Source organism: Capnocytophaga cynodegmi (genome assembly GCF_002302475.1).
Classification (GTDB): Bacteria; Bacteroidota; Bacteroidia; order Flavobacteriales; family Flavobacteriaceae; genus Capnocytophaga; species Capnocytophaga cynodegmi.
Genome location: NZ_CP022378.1, coordinates 15362 through 38967, shown reverse-complemented (window position 1 = coordinate 38967; position 23606 = coordinate 15362). Strand labels below are relative to the sequence as shown.

23 protein-coding genes and 1 tRNA gene are annotated in these 23606 nt (G+C 33.1%); 13 read left to right on the top strand and 11 right to left on the bottom strand.

Translation table 11 applies throughout. The features are described 5' to 3' along the window. Positions 1 to 65: 65 nt before the first annotated feature. Positions 66 to 138 (bottom strand) — tRNA-Pro (locus CGC48_RS00180). 60 nt (positions 139 to 198) lie between these two features. Continuing rightward, positions 199 to 681, bottom strand: a complete 483-nt coding sequence (locus tag CGC48_RS00175; RefSeq protein ID WP_095897294.1) for an ABC transporter ATPase — start codon at positions 679 to 681, stop codon at positions 199 to 201. Between the two features lie 211 nt (positions 682 to 892). Here CGC48_RS00175 and CGC48_RS00170 point away from each other — a divergent pair, with 211 nt between their 5' ends. The 9 genes from CGC48_RS00170 to CGC48_RS00130 all read left to right on the top strand — a co-directional run bounded on the left by CGC48_RS00170 (position 893) and on the right by CGC48_RS00130 (position 9544). Further along, positions 893 to 1738: a transketolase gene (locus CGC48_RS00170; protein ID WP_095897293.1), complete on the top strand. Its 846-nt coding sequence runs from the start codon at positions 893 to 895 to the stop codon at positions 1736 to 1738. A 33-nt stretch (positions 1739 to 1771) separates the two neighbouring features. Then, positions 1772 to 2650, top strand: coding sequence for a mechanosensitive ion channel family protein (locus CGC48_RS00165; protein WP_095897292.1), 879 nt, complete (start codon positions 1772 to 1774; stop codon positions 2648 to 2650). 16 nt (positions 2651 to 2666) lie between these two features. Next, entirely contained in the window at positions 2667 to 4088 is a 1422-nt protein-coding gene (locus CGC48_RS00160) for a DUF389 domain-containing protein (protein WP_095897291.1), read from the top strand. A gap of 18 nt (positions 4089 to 4106) precedes the next feature. Next, the gene (locus CGC48_RS00155) at positions 4107 to 4538 is read left to right on the top strand and encodes a hypothetical protein (RefSeq protein WP_157909830.1); all 432 of its coding nucleotides are present in this window, start codon (positions 4107 to 4109) and stop codon (positions 4536 to 4538) included. Between the two features lie 60 nt (positions 4539 to 4598). Further along, complete coding sequence (locus tag CGC48_RS00150; RefSeq protein ID WP_095897289.1) at positions 4599 to 5852, top strand: pyridoxal phosphate-dependent aminotransferase; 1254 nt, start codon at positions 4599 to 4601, stop codon at positions 5850 to 5852. 136 nt (positions 5853 to 5988) lie between these two features. Then, positions 5989 to 6378: an HU family DNA-binding protein gene (locus CGC48_RS00145; RefSeq protein WP_095897288.1), complete on the top strand. Its 390-nt coding sequence runs from the start codon at positions 5989 to 5991 to the stop codon at positions 6376 to 6378. A gap of 353 nt (positions 6379 to 6731) precedes the next feature. After that, complete coding sequence (locus CGC48_RS00140; protein ID WP_157909829.1) at positions 6732 to 7628, top strand: hypothetical protein; 897 nt, start codon at positions 6732 to 6734, stop codon at positions 7626 to 7628. Positions 7629 to 7633: 5 nt separating this feature from the next. After that, on the top strand, positions 7634 to 8587 hold the full coding sequence (locus CGC48_RS00135) for a transketolase family protein (protein ID WP_026193825.1): 954 nt from the start codon (positions 7634 to 7636) through the stop codon (positions 8585 to 8587). Between the two features lie 180 nt (positions 8588 to 8767). After that, positions 8768 to 9544: a hypothetical protein gene (locus CGC48_RS00130; RefSeq protein ID WP_095897286.1), complete on the top strand. Its 777-nt coding sequence runs from the start codon at positions 8768 to 8770 to the stop codon at positions 9542 to 9544. Positions 9545 to 9550: 6 nt separating this feature from the next. On the opposite strand, the gene CGC48_RS00125 is transcribed toward CGC48_RS00130, so the two are convergent. The 4 genes from CGC48_RS00125 to CGC48_RS00110 all read right to left on the bottom strand — a co-directional run bounded on the left by CGC48_RS00125 (position 9551) and on the right by CGC48_RS00110 (position 13120). Then, positions 9551 to 10426, bottom strand: coding sequence for a DUF6929 family protein (locus CGC48_RS00125; RefSeq protein WP_095897285.1), 876 nt, complete (start codon positions 10424 to 10426; stop codon positions 9551 to 9553). An 87-nt stretch (positions 10427 to 10513) separates the two neighbouring features. Further along, positions 10514 to 12100, bottom strand: coding sequence for an apolipoprotein N-acyltransferase (gene lnt / locus CGC48_RS00120; RefSeq protein WP_095897284.1), 1587 nt, complete (start codon positions 12098 to 12100; stop codon positions 10514 to 10516). Positions 12101 to 12117: 17 nt separating this feature from the next. Further along, entirely contained in the window at positions 12118 to 12492 is a 375-nt protein-coding gene (gene crcB / locus CGC48_RS00115) for a fluoride efflux transporter CrcB (RefSeq protein ID WP_095897283.1), read from the bottom strand. 43 nt (positions 12493 to 12535) lie between these two features. Beyond that, positions 12536 to 13120: an NUDIX hydrolase gene (locus tag CGC48_RS00110; protein WP_018279070.1), complete on the bottom strand. Its 585-nt coding sequence runs from the start codon at positions 13118 to 13120 to the stop codon at positions 12536 to 12538. Positions 13121 to 13129: 9 nt separating this feature from the next. Here CGC48_RS00110 and pyrE point away from each other — a divergent pair, with 9 nt between their 5' ends. The 3 genes from pyrE (at position 13130) to CGC48_RS00095 (ending at position 15460) form a co-directional block, all read left to right on the top strand. Then, complete coding sequence (gene pyrE, locus CGC48_RS00105) at positions 13130 to 13771, top strand: orotate phosphoribosyltransferase (RefSeq protein WP_095897282.1); 642 nt, start codon at positions 13130 to 13132, stop codon at positions 13769 to 13771. Positions 13772 to 13867: 96 nt separating this feature from the next. Continuing rightward, positions 13868 to 14260: an orotate phosphoribosyltransferase gene (locus tag CGC48_RS00100; protein WP_095897281.1), complete on the top strand. Its 393-nt coding sequence runs from the start codon at positions 13868 to 13870 to the stop codon at positions 14258 to 14260. Positions 14261 to 14311: 51 nt separating this feature from the next. Then, positions 14312 to 15460 carry a class I SAM-dependent methyltransferase gene (locus tag CGC48_RS00095; RefSeq protein ID WP_095897280.1) on the top strand — a complete coding sequence of 383 codons (1149 nt, stop codon included), beginning with the start codon at positions 14312 to 14314 and terminating at the stop codon, positions 15458 to 15460. Here CGC48_RS00095 and CGC48_RS00090 read toward each other — a convergent pair. From CGC48_RS00090 to gyrA, 4 genes are all read right to left on the bottom strand, one after another. Then, entirely contained in the window at positions 15457 to 16410 is a 954-nt protein-coding gene (locus CGC48_RS00090) for a lysylphosphatidylglycerol synthase transmembrane domain-containing protein (RefSeq protein ID WP_095897279.1), read from the bottom strand. The genes CGC48_RS00095 and CGC48_RS00090 overlap by 4 nt on opposite strands. Positions 16411 to 16434: 24 nt before the next feature. Then, entirely contained in the window at positions 16435 to 16785 is a 351-nt protein-coding gene (gene panD / locus CGC48_RS00085) for an aspartate 1-decarboxylase (protein ID WP_095897278.1), read from the bottom strand. 146 nt (positions 16786 to 16931) lie between these two features. After that, entirely contained in the window at positions 16932 to 18194 is a 1263-nt protein-coding gene (locus CGC48_RS00080; RefSeq protein WP_095897277.1) for a tetratricopeptide repeat protein, read from the bottom strand. A 109-nt stretch (positions 18195 to 18303) separates the two neighbouring features. Further along, on the bottom strand, positions 18304 to 20826 hold the full coding sequence (gene gyrA, locus CGC48_RS00075; RefSeq protein WP_095897276.1) for a DNA gyrase subunit A: 2523 nt from the start codon (positions 20824 to 20826) through the stop codon (positions 18304 to 18306). Positions 20827 to 21093: 267 nt separating this feature from the next. On the opposite strand from gyrA, the gene typA reads away from it, so the two are divergent. Then, entirely contained in the window at positions 21094 to 22902 is a 1809-nt protein-coding gene (gene typA / locus CGC48_RS00070) for a translational GTPase TypA (protein ID WP_095897275.1), read from the top strand. A 66-nt stretch (positions 22903 to 22968) separates the two neighbouring features. Here the strand turns inward: typA and CGC48_RS00065 are convergent, their stop codons facing one another. Further along, complete coding sequence (locus CGC48_RS00065; protein ID WP_095897274.1) at positions 22969 to 23397, bottom strand: hypothetical protein; 429 nt, start codon at positions 23395 to 23397, stop codon at positions 22969 to 22971. Positions 23398 to 23606: the final 209 nt, after the last annotated feature.

The window sequence follows — 23606 nt, the reverse complement described above, 5'->3', positions numbered from 1 at the left end:
GTATAAACAAATGAGTTATGTGTAAATAAAATGAGATGACTATCTATGAAGAAGAAAAATAAAAGTCGGGGTGACTGGACTCGAACCAGCGACCACACGCACCCCATACGTGTACGCTACCAACTGCGCCACACCCCGATTTTTTCGGATGCAAATTTACATCTTTTTCTAAAAATGAAAACAATTTTGATAAGTTTTTTATAGAAAACGACTATGCCAACTCTCCTCCATTGGAATTTCCCAATCTGTTTCATATTCAACTTTTGTATTTACTAAATTATTGAATACAATTGTTTTGGCAGAAACAGCTTTCTCTTTTACCATCTTTTTAAAGTCAGCTAAGTTTTTGTATGCTATAAAATCACCCTGTCGATAGCTTACGTTCATTCTGTCGAGTAAATCAACCTGAAAATCTTTTTCTAATTGTTGAATGAATTGAGCCAAATTATCCAACGAACACCCTGAAACTGCGTGTAAATCTTGGTTCACTCCTATTACGATAAATCTATTGTAACGTATTTCATACGAAGCAGTTAGCCCTATGCCGTGAGCAGTCCAATTTTCTAAATATGTTTTAATTTTAAGGTGTAATTCTGTTTGTTCTTTTTCAGTAAAACTGCGATTACTCTGATATATCCAAATCCGTGAATTTTCTGGTAATTCATTGAAATCTATGTACATTGCTTTGTTTGTTTTAGTATGTTAAAAGTAAAATCTTTTGGGGTGCGAAGTTACAACATTTTTACGTATTAATTATATTTATAGATAATAAAATGAAATTCACCTTGTTTAGAAAGTAGTTTTTTGATTTTGCTGTATTTCCATTTTTTTAAATCTTCTTGCACACGATAATAAAAAGATATACATTTGTGCGGATAAATTTAAAATAACTATGTCGAATATTCAACAACTTACAGATTTAACTACGCAAGTACGTAGAGATATTTTAAGAATGGTTCATAAAGTAAATTCAGGACACCCAGGCGGTTCGTTAGGTTGTACTGAATTTTTAGTTTGCCTCTATAACGAATTGATGGAAATCAACACAAATTTTGCAATGGACGGCAAAAACGAAGACCTCTTTTTCCTTTCAAACGGGCATATTTCTCCTGTATTTTACAGCGTTTTAGCTCGAAGAGGTTACTTCCCTATTAGCGAATTAAACACATTTCGTTTGCTAAATTCTCGTTTACAAGGACACCCAACGCCACACGAAGGATTGGAAGGTGTTCGTATTGCTTCAGGATCTTTAGGGCAAGGGCTTTCAGTTGGGATTGGAGCAGCACTGACCAAAAAGCTCAATGGTGATACGCATTTGGTGTACACCCTTCACGGTGATGGCGAATTGCAAGAAGGACAAATCTGGGAAGCTGCAATGTATGCTGGAGGAAAAGGGGTTGATAACCTAATTGCTACCGTTGATTATAACAAAAAGCAAATCGACGGAAGCACCGATAACGTTTTACCTTTGGGCGATTTACGGGCTAAATTTGAAGCCTTTGGTTGGCAAGTAATTGATATTGAAAAAGGAAACGACATCACTTCTGTTTTGAAAGGAATGAAAAAAGCCAAATCATTGACGGGCAAAGGAAAACCTGTGTGTGTGCTTTTGCATACCGAAATGGGTAATGGTGTTGATTTTATGATGGGAACTCACGTTTGGCACGGAAAAGCTCCAAACGATGAACAACTTGCCAAAGCTCTCGCACAAAATCCTGAAACATTAGGGGACTACTAAAAACCTAACTACTTTACACAAGTTCCATTCAAAATGAAAGAAACAACATTCGAGTTTTTAGAAAATCTGAAAGGAGTAATGAACTATGTTATTTTCGATGTTCAGGGGAGTAATTTTACTTTACTGACATTGATATACTTAGTTATTTCTATTACTATTCTAATTTTCGCATCTAAGAAGATTACACACTTTTTGGAACATAAATTCTTCGCAAGTCGTATTGCAGAAAGAGGAAATAGGTCGGCTATTGTTACTATTATCAGATACTTAATTTTAGTCTTTGGATTTTTATTCATTTTTAAATCCGCTGGTTTTGAATTGGGAGCTTTTAGTTGGCTTTTAGGAGCTTTAGGGGTCGGTTTGGGATTTGGTTTACAGAATATAACCAATAATTTCATTTCAGGAATTATCATTTTGTTTGAACGACCCATAAAAGTAGGCGACAGAATTCAAGTAGGAGATATTTCAGGAGATGTTATTTCTATTTCGATGCGTTCTACAACAATCGTCACTAATGATAATATTTCAGTAATTGTTCCTAATTCTCAGTTTATTAATGGAAATGTAACCAATTGGTCGCATAACGACAGACTTGTTCGATTTCATTATCCCGTGGGAGTTGCCTACAAAGAAGACCCAGAAAAAGTGAGAGATATTGTCTTAGAAATTGCTAAAAATCATTCTGGTGTATTGAAAGACCCAGCTCCTGCTTTCTGGTTTGTGGAGTATGGAGATAATTCTCTGAATTTTGAATTAGTGGTATGGACATCTACATACATTCAAAAACCTGTAGTTCTAAAAAGCGAGTTGTACTACGAAATTTTTAAAGAATTCACAAAACATAACATTGAAATTCCTTTTCCACAACGCGATTTGCACATCCGTTCAGGATTAAACACTATTAAAGATTAAAAAAAAACAAGTAACTATGAGTGAAATTAATAACACAAATGAAAAATCAATATTAAGTGAGAATTCCAAGAGCATTTGGGAACAAATAAAGGAATTTCTTTCTGAATTGATGAATATCCGTCAAGATACTGACAGAGAAGCAGCTATCGAAAGTATAAAAGCCGATATTTCTTTCAAAGGACATACTTCTTGGATTTTGATTTGTTCTATCGTAATTGCATCATTAGGGTTGAATGCCAATTCAACAGCCGTAATCATTGGAGCGATGTTAATTTCTCCGCTGATGGGACCTATTTTAGGAATGGCTCTTTCCTTGGCTATCAATGACGTAGATTTGTTAAGACGAGCCGTAAAAAACTTTGGAGTTATGGTCGTTTTGAGTGTTACTTCAGCTTTTGTATTTTTCTGGCTATTTCCTCTTCGTGATACTTCTTCAGAACTTTTGGCACGTACCTCTCCCGATATTCGTGACGTATTAATCGCCTTTTTTGGAGGATTAGCCTTAGTGATTGCTCGAGCAAAACGAGGAACTGTAGCAAGTGTCATTTTCGGTGTAGCGATTGCTACCGCTTTGATGCCTCCACTTTGTACTGTTGGTTTCTTTTTGGCTGTTGGGAATTGGAAATTAGCTTTAGGAGCATTGTATCTATTCCTAATTAATACTATTTTTATCGGATTGGCTACATTTTTAGTGCTTCGTTTTTTGCGTTTGCCGATGGTAGTTTATGCAAACTCTTCCAAACGTAAACGAATTTCAAATATAGCTTACATTTGTGCTACATTGGTAATGATTCCTGCTGGATATACTTTTTACCAAGTTTGGAAAGTTTCTCAATTTAAGAATAATGCAAATACTTTTATTGAAACTAGTATCGAAAAATCAGAAATTGAGGGAATACGCTTTTTGAAAGACCTCTCAAAAGTGGAATACAATGACGGAAAGCCTTACATTGAACTTGTTTTCTTTGGAGATACGCCTATTTCAGCTGAGATGAAAAATTTATGGAACAATCAAAAAGATACCTATCCATATCTTAAAAATGCAGAATTACACATTGTGAGTGATGGTAAGGAACGTGACCAAAGCCAGTACGTTCAAGAATTGTATAACACTAATAAAGAACAACTTATCTCTAGCCAAAGTAAAATAAAGTTGTTGCAAGACCAAGTTGAGACTCTTGGAAAATACAACAGAGAAGCCTCCAAATTTCAACAAATTACTAAAGAAATTGCGGTTAATTATGAGGATATTGCTTCTGTTTCATTTGCAAATGAATTAAAAAGTAATTTCAAAAAGATAGATACAATTCCTGTTTTTCGTATTCAATGGAAAAAAGATTCAAAAAAAGTTGATAAAAAAGCTGAAACAGAAAAACTAAAAAAATGGCTTTCAACTCGCTTGGATAGCAAAAAAGTTATAGTAAAACAAGAAGATTAAAATGTAAAAAAAGTAATTATGATTAAAAAATTAACAACAATTATTTGTGTTGCTACTGCCACATTAGTGATGTCTTGTTCAAAAAACGAGGACAAAAACGATAACACACAACAACTTTACTGGGAAATGGAAGGACAACGTTTTACAGCAGAAGGAGGAAAGGCTTTTGATAATGGAAATTCTATTTCGGTGTTTGTAACTCCACATCAGAGTGACTGTTCATCTAAGGAATATAGCTTTGAAAATTATTTGAATGTTGAAATTCCGAAAAATTCAAAAACGGAAGGTTATAATGTTGTTTTTCAGGCTAAAGGTAAATCACCTATGAATGCTCTAAACAGCAAAATTCGTTACGAACACAATGGTGAACAGATAACCATTTGGGTAGAGGCGAAAACAATTTTAGGACACAAAGCCGAAGGAAAATATACCGTTCCGTATTGTAAATAGCAAAACATTTTAGGTTACATATTTATTTGTAAAACCTTAACTTTAAAATATCAAAACGTTATGAAAGTATCAAAATTAGCACAAAATTTAATCGGTTCTGAGATTGTAAAGATTGGAAACGAAGTAAACGACCTCAAAGCAAAAGGCGAAAAAATCACAAATTTAACCATTGGGGATTTGGATTCGAATATTTATCCCATTCCCAATGAGCTTAAAGAGGGTATTCAACAAGCGTATGCCGACAACCTTACGAACTATCCTCCTGCGAGTGGTATCCTTTCGCTTCGGGAAAATGTTTCGAAAGACCTCAAACAACGTTACGCATTGGAGTACTCGGCGAAAGATATTCTTATCGCGGGAGGTTCGCGTCCGTTGATTTACGCAACCTTTAAAACCATTGTAGATGAGGGAGATAAAGTAATTTATCCCGTACCTTCGTGGAATAACAATCACTATTCGTATTTGAATTCTGCTCAGAAAATAGAACTGGAAGTTAAGCCTGAAAACAACTTCTTACCTACGGCGGAAGAGCTACGTCCGCACCTGAAAGATGCCGTTCTGTTAGCACTTTGTTCGCCACTTAATCCGACAGGAACGATGTTTTCCGAGCATCAACTCAGAGAAATTTGCGAACTTATTGTGGAAGAAAACCGCAAACGTGGAGCCAACGAAAAGCCTCTTTACTTGATGTATGACCAAATTTATGCGATGCTTACCTTCGGAGAAAAACACTTTAATCCGGTAAGTTTAGTCCCTGAAATGAAGCCTTATACCATATTTATTGACGGTTCTTCCAAATGTTTTGCGGCTACGGGCGTTCGCGTGGGCTGGGCTTTTGGTCCTTCGGAAATCATCGGAAAGATGGCGGCTCTACTTACGCACGTTGGGGCGTGGGCTCCGAAACCTGAACAACAGGCGATGGCTCAGTTCCTTACCAACACAAAAGCGGTTGACTCGTTCGTAAATGATTTCAAAGAAAAGATTAAACACAGTTTAGAAACCCTGCACGAGGGCATTCAGGCATTGAAACAAAAGGGATATGCAGTGGAGAGCATTCGTCCGATGGGAGCTTTGTATTTGACCATTCAGTTAGATTATGTTGGGAAAACTACACCGAAAGGCGACAAACTTAACGATACTACTGACTTGGTTTTCTACCTTATTAAGGAAGCAGGAATGGCATTAGTTCCGTTTTCTGCCTTTGGAAATAGCCGAACAATGCCTTGGTTTAGAGCTTCGGCAGGTGGATGTTCTTTGCAAGATATTAAGGACGTTCTCCCAAGATTAGAGAAGGCTTTGAGCGAACTAAAATAAAAGAATAAGCAACAAATAGAGCAAAGTCTAAAAAGAAAAATAAAAGCAATCAGGCTTTGCTCGGTTTGTTTGCTTTATTACAAATACAAAAATATTACACCTTACATATATTATATCACTAAAAAATTTATTTATTATGGCAGTAAAATACAACATCGTAGAGCAAAAAAATCTATTGGATAAAGAAGCTCAACCTAAATTTTATGCAAGTGCAAAGGCAGATGGTGAAATATCTTTCCGTGCTCTTGCTAAAGAAATTGCGACAGGTTCATCAACCGTATCCGACACAGATGTTTTAGCGGTTCTCAATGATTTAACCAAAGTATTAGTAAAACATCTTTCAGAAGGACGTATTGTTCGTTTGGGTGATTTCGGAAGTTTTAGAATTACTATTTCGAGCGAGGGAGCAGAAACCGCGGAGAAATTCAATCCTACTTTAATTAAAAGCAATAAAATTCAGTTTACCCCTGGAATAGATTTAAAGGAAATGCAACGCGTTATCAAGTACGAAAAATATAAAAAATAATTTTCTTTTCGGAAAGAAGTATAAACCTGCTGTTATACAGATAGATATATTCTTAAAATTATATGTATATATCTTATCAAAAAAGTATATATAAGTTTCTAAAAATATATATACAAGTTGACTAAGTTTTATATATAAAATAAGTTGGATATATATTTAATTTACAAAACAAGATTAAATTTTTCTTTTAAAAAGTAATTTAATTATTTTAATTGTCAGTTTGAGTAAAGTCGAATCTTTATAGATGTTTATATTCGTTTAAATATTAATTTTTAAGAATTTGCCTATTCTGACAGAATTTTTATAGCTATAGAGTATTACAGTTCTTTATATGATTTTTAAAATTCAACACAATGAAAAGATTAGTTTTTATATTATTGTCGATAGTTATGTTATCGTGCAATAAAGAAAGTGAACCAAACAGACAAGAATTTCTTGAAGTTTTTAAACAAGAAAGAAATATTCCACAAGATATTTCTATCGAAAGAATTTCGTTAGGGGAAGATTTTGAAATTGTTGTAGGAAAGAAAGATTTTGAGTTGTTTTTATATAAAATTCAGAATAAAAAAATCGTAGTTTCACACAAAGAGTCTATTCCTAAAGAAGTAAAAAAAGGAGAAAAAACGTATTTAGTAAAGGGTTTTACACCTAACATAAGTCGATTAAAAGAAGATGGTTTCATTTGGATTGATATAACACGTGATTGGGCGGAACAAGGAAATACTTCGGTAAATCCGTATTATGTTCTTTTCTCTTTTGTGCTTCATAAGGATACTTTTGTTAAAATAGATAATAGCTCGTATGATTGGAATGGGGATATTATCGATATACGTACTTGGAATGAAACTAATTTTTTGGTTCAAGTAACAGGAAATTCTGATAGAGATTTTTATATTTACGGCGATAAATGGCAATTTTTGTTTAAATCAAATTCAAAATTCTTAATCAATCCTGATAAGATATATACTTTAAATCAGGAAGAAGCTATTCTATTTGGAGATGAAAAACAGTTGTTTAAAAGGATAAATATTAAGGATAATAATACAATTTGGCAGGTGGATTCTGAGAAAATTTTCCCTTCCAAAACAGTATTTCTCAGTAGAGTAACTGAGCTAAATAAATCGAAAAATATTTGGACTTTTACAATAAATTACACACTTCGATACGAAGATAATGAAAAACAAGAGCAATTTGAAGAAGGAATAAAAAAAATTAAAATAGATATTAACAACGGGAAAATTATTGAATAAATACAATTATGAAATATACAGACACAGGAAAAAAGGATACTCGAAGCGGCTTCGGGGCAGGATTGGCTGAGCTTGGGCGTACCAATCCTAACGTAGTGGCGTTGTGTGCTGACCTTATCGGGTCGCTCAAAATGGAGAAATTTATTGAAGAAAACCCTGAACGTTTCTTCCAAATTGGTATTGCTGAAGCCAATATGATGGGCATCGCAGCAGGACTTACCATAGGAGGAAAAATTCCGTTTACGGGTACATTTGCCGCATTTTCAACCGGAAGGGTGTATGACCAAATCCGTCAGTCGATTGCATATTCGGGCAAAAATGTAAAGATTTGTGCTTCACACGCAGGACTTACCTTAGGGGAAGACGGAGCAACGCACCAAATTTTGGAAGACATCGGTCTGATGAAAATGCTCCCTGGAATGGTAGTTATCAATCCGTGTGACTATAATCAAACCAAAGCGGCCACTATTGCCATTGCCGATTATCAAGGACCGGTTTACTTACGTTTCGGGCGTCCGACAGTAGCAAATTTTACTCCGGAAGACCAAAAGTTCGAAATCGGTAAAGGTATTCTTCTCACAGAAGGGAAAGATGTAACTATTGTTGCCACAGGACATTTGGTTTGGGAAGCCTTACTTGCTGCCGATGAATTGGAAAAGCAAGGTATTTCTGCCGAAGTAATTAACATTCACACTATCAAACCTTTGGACGAGGAAATTATTTTAAATTCCGTAAAGAAAACCAAATGTATCGTTACTTGTGAGGAACACAATTACTACGGAGGATTGGGCGAAAGTGTATCACGTGTACTTACACAAAGGTTCCCTATTCCACAAGAATTCGTGGCGGTGAATGACACATTCGGAGAATCAGGAACACCTTCACAACTAATGAAAAAATACGGACTCGACAAAGATGGCGTACTAAAAGCCGTAGAAAAAGTACTCAAAAGGAAGTAAATCAGGAGAAATATATAAATTTTGAGAAAAAAAATCGGGTTGGAATTAGTATTTTTCAACCTGATTTTTTGATTATAATCCTAAATCTTTACAATTTTTTAATGGGAAAAAATCAATTACGTAAAAAGATTACGTATCACTTATATAATTTTGCAATGTAATCAATAGAGAATATATCTGATGAAAATAAAGATACGTCCTGAGAAAAATACACCTAAAAGAACTAAAACTATTGAGTCACTGATAGAGGAAGCATATAGTCTTTTTAAACATTCACTCAATGGAAAATTAAATGTATGTACTCCGTGTTGTGTATCTCCTGAGAAAATACAAGAACTTTTACAGACTCCTGTGTATGAACTTTCTATATCTGCTATTTATGATTATTTAGATGCTGTACATTATGATGAAGTAGGATATGAAATAAAGCACTTCTTACCTCGAATACTTGAACTCTTGACAGAAGGCGCTCTAATAAGACATTCTACCGAACTTATATTAGACAAATGCCATTTTGAAAAAAGCTGTTGGCAACAAACCGAATTGGATTTTATGAAACGTTTCTCGACAGAATTTATAAGATATGTACTTACAAATTATAATAAAAACCGAGGAGATAATGCAATAAGCTATATTTTGATGTTCAATTTAGCGGGACTTCCTACCAAGCATTTATTTGATGTTTGGGAAAATGAACTGACCTCTTCCCCACTCGCTCTCGAACATTTACAAGTAATGATGTATTATTATGTTGATTCTGATGGGTATTATTCTTGTCCTTTTTCAGATAATCCCGAGTTTAACAACGAAGTACAAAACTGGATAACAAGTACTAAGCTTGCTAAAATTGTGCTTCCCATTATTGAAAAAGAATATTTTGAAAATACCAATCTTACGGAAGAAACTCGCTATTATTTGGATTTACTTTATGGAAAATTGGAGCTTAATTTGAAATAAAATAAGTTACATTTTTAAACTTGCTTTGATGAGCTTTGTATTTCCGTTATCATCATCTGTTATAAAAACAACTTCAGTATTACCATTTGATTTTGAAGATAATATCGTGATGGACTCTACTTTTATAGGATTTTCGCCATTATTCGGAATTAAATTATATCGGATTACTTTAGGTTTTTGAAAATCAGAAATATCAATTACACCAACCAAACTCCCGATAATTTCCCCATCGTTATAAGCATCATCAGTAGCTTCTACCGAAGCCGTAAAAATAATCTTCGATTTTTCCTTAAATGTTGCTCCCGAAAAACCTGCTTCAATTTTTTCTATCTCAGGAAGAGAAATTCGGCTTATTTCTATTTTGGGAAGATTTCCTGTTTTTAAATATGATAAAAAATCTTGATAATCAAACTTTACAATAACATTGTTACTTCTATTAAATAAGTATAAAAATCCATCAGAAAAAGCACTTGCTTCAATATTAAGCTCCGTATTTGCCAATAAAGGAAAACGTTTTAAATATTCATAAAACTCTGTTATTGAATGACTTTCTATTGTTGAATTTTCATTTAATAAAACTCGAACAAACACATCACGTTGTGGAGATTTTGAACCAGAACCAAATACAACAAGCTCATTTTCAGAAATCATTTCCAAAGTTTCAAAGTCAGGTTTAATTTTCTTTTTGATACGATTTCCTTTGAAATTATCTGCTGAAGTTTCCAATAATGAAATTCTATTTTCAACCTGAAAGTTAGAATTTATCACATACAAAAACGGACTATCATCACCAATTGCATATAATTTTTCACCATTTGCAGCTAATCCTGACCCACTAGGGAAGTTTTCTATATTGCTAATTTTCTGTATTTCTATCTTCATTTTTTTCTGAGAATATACATTCAAAGTACAAAAACAAATTATTATCAAAAGACTTAAAAAATTATTCATACGCAACCTAATATATTTTTATCCACGTTTTTTTGCAATTGCATACAAAAATATAAATAAACTCAAAAACAACGAAATACGAGCAAAATAATCTCCCATTTTTACATAGAATGTTATTTTATCATTTAAGTTTATGGTATTTCGCAAACTTCCTTGCTTTTCATAAGCTAATGATTTTGTAATCTCTCCTTTTTGATTTATAAACGCTGAAACTCCTGTATTGGCACTTCGGGCGATACTACGGCGAGTTTCAATTGCACGTAATTGAGCATAACTTAACAATTGTTTATGCCCTTGCGTGTTTTTCCACCAAGCATCATTTGTAAGAATTGTTAAAAAATTCGCTCCTTTTTTGATATAATCTGTTACAAATTCACCATAAATTGACTCATAACAGATGATGGGAGCTGCTTTTCCTTCTGTTTTTTCACCCAAAAAGACACTTCTCTCCTCTTGTGTAGTTTTTAAGGCTACAGTTCCTCCCAAATCTATCAAAGTTTCACCCAAAATAGGCTTTAGAATACTCTGATAAGGAAAATTTTCAACCCCAACTACTAATTTTGACTTGTGATATAGCGGAATAGAATCATTTGTATTTAATAAAAATGCAGAATTATAGTCATTGTACCAAATGTCTGCCCTTTCCAGATAATTCGTTTGTTTGGTTATTTTAGATTTTTCTTTGAAGAAATCAATCATAGCTATCCCTCCAACGATGTTCAAATTTGGATATTTCAATACCATAGAACGTAAAAAGGCAAGTTCCCACGAATTTTGTAAATTTTCTAACTTAATGTTATCAGCAAACACAGTTTCAGGAGTAACAACAAAATTCACTTTTTCATCTAATGAATTTTCGGAAAGATTTACCAATAATTGTGCTATTTCTTGGTTTGAAATTTGATATTTTTCGAAATAAGGGTCAATATTTGGCTGTAGAACGATTACATCAATAGGATTTTCTCTCTCATTGTAATTAATATACATAAAATAAGACACCAAAACAGGTATAGCAAAACATAAAACTGAAATTCCGACACCTTTTGCAAGATTTTTTCTGTTTTTTATCTCAAAATATGATTTTAAAAAGGAAAAAAGTAGAATATTTATAAGTAAAATCCATAAACTACCACCAAATGTTCCTGTGTATTCATACCATTGAATCCAAGTGATTTGCCCTGAAAAAATATTTCCTAAATTGAGCCAAGGCCACGAAACATCCCACGTTAAATGAAATTTCTCGAATGATAACCATATCGAAATCAGAAAAATAAGAGCTATTTTTTGAGGTAATCTCTTTGCAGCAATGTGATATAGCAAAAATGTGATAGTCATCAGTAGTGTATTTGCCAAGATTGCAAAAACAGCTCCTCCTTGAGTTGAATACCATAGCCACCACGTAGTGATTATATTCCAAATTAGAAAAGATAAATAACTGATTACAAATGTTTTCCTTTTAGTTTGCTTATAATTTTTACGTATGTTTTGTTCTGCTAATAATAATGGAACAAAAGCGACAAAAATCAGTACAGTAAAGCCATATGTAGGCCAAGAAAAAGCTAAAAGTAATCCCGATACTATTGCTAATAGTAGATTTTTTTTCATTTTATCTTACAATTTTGTTAAAAATGTATTTTACTTCCTAAGAAACAAGCCGTAATTCCCAAAAGAACACTTCCCAAAACATAAAAAATTGCTTTTATCGGCTCATTATTTTGAAGAAGTTGTAATGTTTCGAGTGAAAAAGTTGAAAAAGTAGTAAATCCTCCTAAAATTCCTGTCATTAAAAAATATTGTAATTCTCCAAATTGAGATTTTTCTTTAAAATAAGCGAAAAAAATACCTATCAGGAAACACCCAATGATGTTCACAGCCATAATTCTGATAGGAAAATGCAACGTTTTGTCAAATTTTATGTTTAAAATAAAAGAAACAAATACTCTCAAAATTCCACCAATGAAACTTCCCAAACCTGTTAGCAAAACCAATTTAATCATTTCACTATTGAAATTAAAGTTTTAAATCAGTAAATTGAAAAAACTATTCAAATATTTTCTGGATATTTTTATAGGACTTTTTGATTAGTTCTTTCACTTCACTTGGCTTTTTCCAACAAACCATTTCTATATCTTCTTCAATCTGAGCTTTAAGAACGCCTTTATATTTTGTTTCCATATCATACCAATAAGTCTCTTTCAAAAAATATTGTCCATCTTGCTTAAAAATGTGATATGTTATGGTTCTGAAACGCATCAAATTTAGCTTTTTAACTCCTGTCTCTTCTTCTACTTCACGCAAGGCACAAACGGCAATATTTTCTCCTTTTTCTTTTTTCCCTTTGGGTAAATCCCATTTTCCTCGCCTTTTCATTATTAGAATTTCACCTTTTTTATTGGTGACAACTCCTCCTCCAGCCTTAATTACGGATAGTTTTTTCTTAAATTTTTTAAGTAGTTTTTCCTCTTTGGGGTGGTAAAGATAGATTTTTTCAACGCCTTTTTTATTCAATTCTGACATAATGAAATCAATTGTTACATCTTTTAGTCGAAAAAATTTGACATTGTTAATATTTTCCTCTACATTTGTCAGAATAATAGATTTATCGTTAGCAAAAATTTCATACATAATTTAAAAATGATTTTAGATACTAATACAGCACAAAAAACAGCTGATTTCTTGTTGCAAATAAAAGCAATAAAATTGAATTCTGAAAATTCTTTTACTTGGGCTTCGGGCTGGAAATCTCCAATATATTGTGATAACCGCATAATTCTCTCATATCCAGAAGTTAGAGATTTTGTAGCTTCACAAATGGCAAAACAAATCAAAGAAAAATATCCAAATACAGAAGTGGTTGCAGGGGTTGCTACAGGAGCAATAGGTATTGGTATGCTTGTGGCAAATCAGCTGGGACTGCCCTTTATTTATGTTCGTCCTGAACCTAAAAAACACGGAAGACAAAATCAAATTGAAGGGCTTTTAGAAGCTAGCCAAAACGTTATCGTAATTGAAGACCTAATCAGTACGGGAATGAGCAGCTTAAATGCTATTAAAGCTCTGAAAGACAGTCAAGCAAATGTATTGGGAATGATAGCTATTTTCTCTTATGGATTTGATGTTGCTAATTCTAATTTTACAAATGAAAAGGTAAATTTGTATACGTTAAGTGATTATGAAAATTTACTTTTACAAGCTTTGAAAATAGGTTATATTTCTGAAAATGAGTTAGAAACTTTAAAAGAATGGCGAGAAAATCCTTCTCAATGGAAACAATAAAATAAATCAAGAAATATGATAAAAATGGTTAAGTAAAAGATAAAATTTCCATTTGATTAAACTACATATTTTATCAAACTTTAGACCCCTTTAATAATGAATTTAGAAAGCCCAAAAGTAATCGTTTCTAAAGACCAACAAGAATTGTTTGGATTATTGGAAAATGTAGAAAATTTTGAAAAATTAATGCCCGATTCTATAAGTAAGTTTCAGGTAATCAATGAAGAATCTTTTTTATTTGCACTGAAAGGAATGCCTGAAATTGCTTTAGAAAAGAAAGGAAACACTCCTCATTCACAGATTGTTTTAGGAGCAAAAAGTGATAAAATACCATTCACGCTTACTACTAATTTATTAAAAAAGAGTGAAAATCAGACAGAAGTACAACTTCTTTTTGAAGGAAATTTTAATCCGATGATGGCAATGATGATTAAATCTCCTATTTCAAAATTTATTGAAACTTTAGCAACCAAAATGAAAGATTTATAGAGCTGAAAAAGAATGATTTAATTTTTTTAGGTCATTGTTTCGTTTTTTGATATGATTTTAGATAAAAAAATTCAGGATTTTATTACCAAAAACTTACAGATTAGTATTTCTGATTTATTGCTCAAAAAACCTGTTTTTGAGGAAATTAGTAATAAATATTTAGCTCAACAAATTATTGGAAGAAACGTTGCTTCTAAAAAATTTCCTTTTTTAAATCAACCAGATATTATTTTTCCTCCACAATTGAATTTAGAACAAGCCTCTTCACAACAAACAGCTGAATTTAAAGCTATTGGAATGTTTGGTAAGCGTTTTTTGGATTTAACTTGTGGACTTGGAATTGATGCATTTTTTTTATCCCAAAATTTTGAAGAGGTACATTTGGTAGAGAAAAATCCAGAACTTTTAACATTAGTAAGACACAACTGGTTGGTTTTAAATAGAAAAGCAAGTTTTCATCAGCAATCCTTAGATGAGTTTTTGGAGAAAAATTCAATTTTTTTTGATTTGATTTTTATTGATCCTGCCAGAAGAGATGAAAATAATAAAAAGAAATTTTTATTGGAAGACCTCTCTCCTAATTTGTTAGAAATTCAATCGGCATTATGGGAAATTACAAATCAAATTTTGATAAAATTATCACCTTTAATCGATTTAAAATATTTACTTTCAACACTCTATAACATAGAACGCATTGATATAGTAGCCATCAAAAATGAAGTAAAAGAAGTTGTTATTTTGCAAAATCAAGATAAAACAGATAAAAAAACACTCTGTCGATGTATAAATTTAGATACAAACGAGCCAATTTTTTCTTTCTTTTTTGAAGATGTAGAAAGTGCAGTAGCTTCTTTTTCAGAATCTCAAAAGTATATATATATTCCAAATAATACTCTTTTAAAATCTGGGGCCTTTAACCTGATTTCTAAATATTTTAGTTTAAAAAAGTTACATCCTAACACGCACTTGTACACTTCCAACCAAGTAAATACTAATTTTCCAGGAAGAATCTTAAAATCAGAGGCTTTTTCAGCTAAAAATATTAAAAAAAATGATAGATATAATATTATTTCTAAAAATTATCCTTTGTCAGTTGATGAAATTAAGAAAAAATATAAAATTAAAGATGGAAGTGATAAATATTTAATTTTTACACAATCTGTTAAAGGGAAAGAAATTATTTTAGGAAAACCAATTTAATTAGCTCTTTTTCTGTTTAATATAGGAAGTAACAGAAAAGAAACACCTCCAAAGAATAAAGTCATAAAAAATTGCGAAACCCAAACAATCCAACCAAAAGCAGTTCCTATAACTAATGGAATTCCAAATAGTAAAAGAATTTCTGCAATAAAAAACGGATACGAACCGAAGCCACCATTTGTAAAAGCAATCGCAAAACTACCCACGACAAAAGCTGTTAAGATGGTTGATAAATCAACCGTACTTGTTTCAGGCAAAGCAAAAAATGAAACGTAAAACATCAAAAAATACATCGCCCAAATTAAAAGTGTATGTATTATAAACAATTTTCGTTGCTTTAACTTTATGATTGAAAAAATTCCTTCTTTTAATCCTAAAAGAAAATTACTGATTTTATCTGCAAACAAATTTTTTGATTTATAAAGCCACCATAACACTCCACCACAAAGAACTAATCCAATCCCTGCAATAAATGCTAATTTTTTAAAAGGAACTCTTGAAATAAGAAAGTCACTTATCAAATCAAATTGAATAAAAAATGCTGATAATGTGAATAATAACAGCAATATCATATCAATAACACGTTCCGAAATAATTGTTCCAAAGGACTTATCGAAAGGAACATTATCATAGCGATTAATTACCAAAGCTCGTGAAATTTCGCCCGAACGAGGAATTGTTATATTTACCAAGTAACCTATAAAAACTGCCATAATTCTGTTAGTAGTTTTCGCCTTATATCCTAATGGACTGATAAATAACTGCCAACGCACAGCTCTCAGAATATGACTCAAAAATCCCAAAAAGACAGACAAACCAATATAAAAATAATTAGCATCTATAAATTTAGTCTTAATTTCAACGAGTTGTTCCTCAGTAAATTGGTTATATGCATACCAACATAGAAAAACACCCAATAACAAAGGAATAAACGTTTTTAAAACCTTCATATTTTTGGTAATTAGTTTATTATGTTATTCTATCTTGTTTGTTTTTTCATTTGGGAAAACAATTGATGGCTTGAATGTTTTTGCTTTTTCAAAGTCCATAATTCCGTAAGAAATAATAATAATTACATCGCCTTTTTGCACCTTACGAGCAGCAGGACCATTCAATACAATTTCCCCAGAATTTCGTCTTCCTTTTATAATATAGGTTTCTAAACGTTCGCCATTATTAACATTTACAATCGCAACCTTCTCTCCTTCAATCATATTAGCAGCATCAAGTAACTCTTCGTCAATCGTGATACTTCCCACGTAATTTAAATCAGCTCCAGTAACTGTAACTCTGTGAATTTTAGATTTTAGTACTTCTATTTGCATTTTTATTCTTTAAAAATTCGGGCAAAGATAGAACTAAAAGTCGAAAGTTAAAAATGAAGCGTATGTTATTTATTCTTTATTAAAAAAACAAAAAGCATAAAGTAGTTAATACTTTATGCTTTTATATGTTAATGCATTAAAAAGAACTATTGTCCTAATAATCCTTTAACTCTTTGGAAATTAGCACTATCTCCTAAAGCTCCATAGATATTTTTTAATTGCTCTAAGATATTTTCATTTTTACCTTGTGTTTTGTAATAGTTTTCTAGAATTTCAGCTCCTTTTTTGAATAAATTATCTTTTTGGACTCTCAATTCTTCATATTTTGCAATATCAGCTTTTGAGTTTCCCAAAGAATTCATTTGCTCAACTAAAGCATTTCCTTCATTAATATAAGTTGTTGAAATATTCAACACAGCATCAGCGTAATCAGGCTTGATACTCAATGCTTGTTGGAATGCTTTACGAGCTTCTTCCAAATGATTTTGTTGCATATTAATAACACCTATATTGTATTGTAAATCAGGGTTTTTAGGCTCCAATTTAGCTGCTTCCTGCATTAATTCTTTAAACTTATCTTTATTATCCAACTGCATATGAATGCTAGCTTCCTGAACTATCAAATTTGCATCATTAGGATATCTTTTTCTAGCCTCTGCAAATGCCGCTAAAGCCTCATCATTTTTACCTTGTTCTACGTAGATATATGCAATATTTTTGATGATTTCTGCACGTTTTGAAGGAGTTTTCTCATCTCTTGGATTTGTGTGAGTTCCTCCTTTTACCATCAAATCACGTTGATTTTTATTTGGAAAAGTTTCCTCTTTACCTGTTTGTTTTTCTTTCGCAAAGTAAAGAACTTCTGTGCCATCATAATTCAAATCTTTCAATTCCTTATAATATTTCAGAGCAGCATCGTAATTTTTATCCTGTACTGCCACTAAAGCAGCATTGTACAAAAAGACAGTATCTCTTGGACTTAAACGATAAACTTGTTCAAAAGCTGTTGTTGCATTTTTAAAGTCTTTTCTACCATAAGATTCCTGTGCTTGAGTAAGAGCAATATTGGTTGCATCATCTAAAAGAGGCTGTAACATTGACACATATTTTCCTTTTCCTCCCTCTAATTCTCTAACTTTTGCAAACGCAGCTGAAGCATTTTGTAAAGAAGAAGCCACATTTACATTCTTTTTGGCATTAGCAAGATTTAATTGTCCTTCTAAGAAGTAATATTGTGGAGCAAACTCCTTATTTGAAGTAGCTACCCCCTTAATACTTTCCAAAGCACTTTTAGCGTTTGTTAAATCTCCTTTTTTGATTTGTTTTTCTACCTCTCTAAGCTCTTTTTTTTGTCCAAATGCAACAGCTGAAACCAATAATGCTGATGCAAATAATAATGATTTTTTCATTTGATTTGTTTTTGTAAGTTATTTTATAATTTTTTGATTTTTCAGACAAAGTAAGCATAAACCTTGCCAAAGTATGTTTTTTTAGTAAGATTTATGCAAAACTCATTATCTATGTATTATTTTCTATTTCAGAATCTTGATTCTCTCCTGGCATAGTCTCATCTTCATCTTCTTTCATCACTTTGGCAACAGCAGCAATAGAATCGTTACCTTTGATGTTTATCAATCGTACACCTTGTGTAGCACGTCCCATAATACGCAAATCATCAATTGGTAAGCGAATCGCAATTCCTGACTTGTTGATAATCATTAGGTCTTCACCTGCAAGTACGCTTTTGATAGCGACCAAATTACCCGTTTTTTCAGTTATCGAAATGGTTTTTACTCCTTTTCCTCCACGATTCGTAATTCGGTATACAGCCTCTCCTGTTTCTGGCTCATCAATGTAAGAACGTTTTCCGTACCCGTTTTCCGAAACCACAAGCACAGTTTCTTCTGATGGATTTTCGATGGCTATCATACCAATAACTTCATCATTTTCAATATCCAAATCAATTCCGCGTACACCTTGTGAGTTTCGCCCTACAGCACGTACTTTTTCTTCTCCAAAGCGGATAGCTCTACCTGATTTAACAGCTAACATTAATTGGCTTTTTCCTGAAGTAAGTTTAGCTTCAAGAAGCTCGTCTCCTTCCTTAATTGTAATTGCGTTAATACCATTTTGACGAGGTCGAGAATATTGTTCCAATAACGTTTTCTTGACAATTCCCTGTTTTGTGGTCATAATCAAATAATTATTATTGATATATTCCTCATCTTTAAGGTTTTGAACGCTTACAAAAGCTTTCACTTTATCATCTTGCTCAATATTGATAAGATTTTGAATAGCTCGTCCTTTAGCTGTTCTGCTTCCTTCAGGAATTTCATAAACACGCATCCAGAAACATTTTCCTTTCTGAGTAAAGAAAAGCATATATTGGTGATTCGAACTCACAAATAAATGCTCCAAGAAATCCTGGTCGCGAGTATTTGATGCTTTCTGTCCCACTCCTCCTCTATTTTGTGTTTTGTATTCAGTAAGTGAAGTACGTTTGATGTATCCTGCGTGTGTAATAGTAATTACCATCGTCTCATCAGGAATCATATCCTCTACGCTAAATTCTCCTCCAGCGTACTCAATTTGTGAACGTCTACTGTCACCATATTTTTCTTTTACTTCAAGAAGTTCTTCTTTGATGATTTCTGTACGACGTTCTTTACGAGCCAAGATGTCTTCCAAATCAACGATTAGTTTTACAAGCTCATCATATTCAGCTCGTAACTTATCTTGCTCAAGACCTGTAAGTTGACGCAAACGCATTTCAACAATAGCACGTGACTGAATTTCAGACAATTCAAAACGCTCCATCAAACGTGTACGTGCTTCATCAGGACTTTCTGACGAACGAATTATCGCAATAACTTCATCAATATTATCTGAAGCAATGATTAAACCTTCTAATATGTGAGCTCTTTCTTTAGCTTTACGAAGTTCAAATTCTGTTCTTCGGTAAACCACATCATAACGATGTTCAACGAAATGATGAATTAAATCTTTCAGGTTTAATAACTGCGGTCTGCCATTAACAAGTGCGATATTATTTACACTGAAAGAAGATTGTAATGCAGTGTGTTTAAACAAGTTATTTAAAACTACGTTAGAAACAGCATCTCTTTTCATTACGTAAACAATACGCATTCCGTCACGTCCTGAGGATTCATCACGAATTTCGGAAATGCCTTCTAACTTTCCGTCTTTAATAAGGTCGGCAGTTTGTTTAACCATCAAAGCCTTATTCACTTGATACGGAATTTCTGTAACAACAATGCACTCTCTTCCTTTAATTTCCTGAATATCGGCTTTTGCTCGCATTACCACACGACCACGACCTGTTTTAAACGCCTCACGCACTCCTTCATACCCATAAATGATACCACCTGTTGGAAAATCAGGAGCTTTTATGTATTTAATGAGGTCATCTATTTCAATGTCTGGGTTGTCAATATAAGCAATAGTACCATCTACTACCTCACTTAGGTTATGTGGTGCCATATTGGTTGCCATTCCGACAGCAATTCCCGATGAACCATTTACTAATAAGTTAGGAATACGGGTCGGTAACACTGTTGGCTCCTGCAATGTATCATCAAAGTTAAGCTGATGGTCAACGGTATCTTTATCAATATCAGCAAGCATATCTTCCGATATTTTTCGCATTCTGGCCTCCGTGTAACGCATCGCAGCAGCGGAGTCTCCGTCAATAGAACCAAAGTTTCCTTGCCCATCAACTAGCATATAACGCATACTCCAGCCTTGAGCCATACGAACCATTGTTTCGTACACAGGCGAATCACCGTGAGGGTGATATTTACCCAATACCTCCCCTACAATTCTTGCAGACTTTTTATGTGCTCTGTTACTCAATACCCCCAACTCATACATCCCAAACAAAACTCGACGATGTACAGGCTTTAAACCATCTCGAACATCTGGTAGTGCTCGCGAAACAATTACCGACATTGAATAATCAATGTAAGCGGATTTCATCTCATCACCAATATCTACTGGAATGAGTTTTTCTCCTTCTGTCATAATTAATGTATACTATTTCTTATTCCTTAAACAAATTAATGGGCTAATGTACGAAAAATATTGTTAATAGCATCAAAAAAAGATTTATTTTTTTAGATGCAAAACCTATTTATTTTGATAATAAGATAATTATAAATGAAATCAAAGCAGAAAAAATAACACTCTCCACAAGGATTAAACAACTAACTTATGAAAACTTTTTGGAAGCGTTTTTCATTTTTTCCCATTTAGTTATATCTTTGCCTCCTCAAATTTTAAATATATTATATGACGACTGCTATCAAAAATATAGCTATTATTGCCCACGTTGACCACGGCAAAACCACTTTAGTGGACAAAATTTTGCACCATTGTGCGTTATTTAGAGAAAACCAAGAATCAGGCGAATTGATTTTGGACAACAACGACATTGAGCGTGAACGTGGAATTACCATTCTTTCTAAAAACGTTTCTGTAAATTATAAAGGAACGAAAATCAATATTATAGACACCCCAGGACACGCCGATTTCGGTGGTGAGGTGGAACGTGTGCTTAATATGGCGGACGGAGTACTTCTCTTGGTAGATGCTTTTGAAGGTCCAATGCCACAAACGCGTTTCGTGCTTCAAAAAGCTATCGAAATGAAACTCAAACCTATTGTGGTTGTAAACAAAGTGGATAAGGAGAATTGTACCCCTGATGAAGTTCACGAAAAAGTGTTCGACCTAATGTTTGAACTCGGTGCCGAAGAATGGCAGTTGGATTTCCCTACCGTGTACGGTTCTGCTAAAAACAATTGGATGTCAGAAGATTGGAAGTACCAAACTGATTCTATCGACCCGCTTTTAGATATGGTTATCAAGCATATTCCATCGCCCAAAGTAGAGGAAGGAACCACACAAATGCTTATCACTTCATTAGACTATTCTTCTTTTACAGGTCGAATTGCTATTGGGCGTTTGCAACGTGGTGTGCTAAAAAGCGGAATGAATGTTTCGTTAGTAAAACGGGACGGAACTATCACAAAATCAAAAATTAAGGAGCTACACACTTTTGACGGATTAGGACGTAAAAAAATCGATGAAGTACAAGCGGGTGACATCTGTGCCATCGCAGGGCTAGAAGGTTTTGACATCGGTGACACCATTGCCGATTTTGAAAATCCGGAAGCTTTACCTACCATCGCTATCGATGAGCCTACAATGAGTATGTTATTCACTATCAACGATTCTCCTTTCTTCGGAAAAGAAGGAAAATTCGTAACTTCACGCCACATTAAGGAACGTTTGGAGAAAGAATTGGAGAAAAATCTTGCCCTTCGCGTAGAACCTACCGATAGTGCCGACAAATTTATGGTTTTCGGACGTGGTGTATTGCATCTTTCAGTACTTATCGAAACGATGCGTCGTGAAGGTTATGAATTACAAATCGGTCAGCCACAGGTAATTATAAAAGAAATCGACGGAGTAAAATGCGAACCTGTTGAGGAATTGACTATCGACCTACCTGAAAACCTGTCAGGGAGAGCCGTTGAATTTGTAACTCTCCGTAAAGGTGAAATGTTGTCAATGACCCCGAAAGGTGAACGAATGGTTATTGAGTTCATCATTCCATCGCGAGGAATTATAGGTCTTCGTAATCAGATACTTACCGCTACTGCCGGAGAAGCCATTATGGCACATCGCTTCTTGGAATATCAACCTTACAAAGGCGAAATACCTGGGCGTATCAATGGTTCGTTAATTTCTATGGAAAACGGAAAAGCTATTCCGTATTCTATTGATAAACTGCAAGATAGAGGAAAATTCTTTATCGACCCGAACGAAGATGTGTACGAAGGACAAGTAATAGGTGAAAATTCACGTGGTGATGATATGGTGGTGAACGTTACCAAAACCAAGAAACTCACTAACATACGTTCGGCGGGTGCGGACGATAAAATGCGAATTGCTCCTGCTATTAAATTCTCTTTGGAAGAAGCTTTGGAATATATCCAAAAAGATGAATACGTGGAAGTTACACCAAAATCATTGCGTCTGCGTAAAATCTACCTAAACGAAAACGACCGCAAACGCTACGAAAAAGAGTTTAAATAATTTTAAGATTTCTTTCAAAGAAGTAATAAAAAAAGCCGAAAGTGCAATACTTTCGGCTTTTTTTTGTTAAATCTTGCTCCACTCTGATAAAAATTCGTCATACTTTTCTTCAAGGTATTTATCTTGCTCTATTTTATGCTTTTTTTCTAATCTAATAACAATTTCTTGTTCACTTTTATCTGCCTCATATATTTTTTTTTTCATAGCGTTATGTAATCTAGGGTTAACTTCTTTAGGTCTTATAGCTGTTACTAGCACATTACATTCATCTCTATATTTTTCATAAAACTCCTTAAACTCTCGGATAATTTTAAATTGATCTGAAAAAGAGTTTAATATAACTTTTTTTTCTTCTATCTCATAAAATCCCCAAAAATCTTGTTCATATTCCTCTTTAATTATGATACCTTTTCCATTAATTAACTCCTCACGGATTTTCCTAAATAGGGTACTTTTACCAGTATTTTCCTCACCTTCTATTAAAATAACTTTCATAATTAACTAATTTTTAAATGTTTAATATTTTACTTTTATGAATAAATACATAAAATTTAATAATAATTGTTACACAGCAAATATATACTAATTTTTCATATCTAAATGGTTTCAAATGTTAAAATTTACAACTATTTATTTATAAATATTCCTTATTATGTTTACTAAAAGATTTTGAAAATTCTTTTGTCAGGAATGTTTGTTTTACT